Origin of the sequence: Paraprevotella clara YIT 11840 (genome assembly GCF_000233955.1) — a bacterium.
Lineage (GTDB): Bacteria > Bacteroidota > Bacteroidia > Bacteroidales > Bacteroidaceae > Paraprevotella > Paraprevotella clara.
Genome location: NZ_JH376672.1, coordinates 493 through 1,255, shown reverse-complemented (window position 1 = coordinate 1,255; position 763 = coordinate 493). Strand labels below are relative to the sequence as shown.

The window sequence follows — 763 nt, the reverse complement described above, 5'->3', positions numbered from 1 at the left end:
TACAGTAACTAATGCGATAGCAGGTGTATATACGATAACAGTGAAAGACGTATACGGCTGTAGTAGTGTTCGTACGCTTACGATAGTAGATAAACCAAGTTTAGCGAGTGCAACCTTAGAGGTAGATACGAGTGTAGCTTGTCCAGGAGTAGGTAATCCTACGACTTTAAAATTGAAGTTTGATCAGGCGACCTTTAACGCTTATAATACGGACTCAGATGTATGGTATAGAATAGGATCAGGAGTATGGACAAAAGTAACCTCAAGTACCACCAATATGGGTGCGCACCCAAGTTTCTTACCAGGTAAGACTGTTAGTATTACGTATAAGACTACCACTAAGGGAGGTACAACAACTATTTGTACTACAGAAGTATTAGATAAGATAGTACCAAATAGTTTAAAAGACGTTGTAATAACGGTACAGACAAATATGAATGCCTTTGCTAGTGGTTGTACAGGTTTAACACAAGGAATGGTGGCAACGGTAACAGCATCAGCAGGAGGTACGGGTAATTTAGAGTTTTCAATAGATAATAACCATTGGGTGGCCCCAACGCCAGCCACAGCAAGAACGTATGTGTGGAAGAACCTAACCCCAGGAAGAACCTATAAGTTCTATGTACGCGATGCACAAGGCTGTATAGCTGAGGCAGAGGGAGATATTTACAGTGGTACTACTGAGCCTGCGATGCAGGTAGGGTTAACGGCAAGACCTTCTTGTGCTGGCATATCTAACGGAGAAGTATCATTTACTATTAAG

1 protein-coding gene is annotated in these 763 nt (G+C 41.7%); it reads left to right on the top strand.

What is annotated here, in order from left to right; all coding sequences use genetic code 11:
• Positions 1–40 precede the first annotated feature (40 nt).
• A partial coding sequence (locus HMPREF9441_RS18705) for a hypothetical protein (protein WP_172634991.1) occupies positions 41–763 on the top strand: 723 nt, incomplete at its 3' end.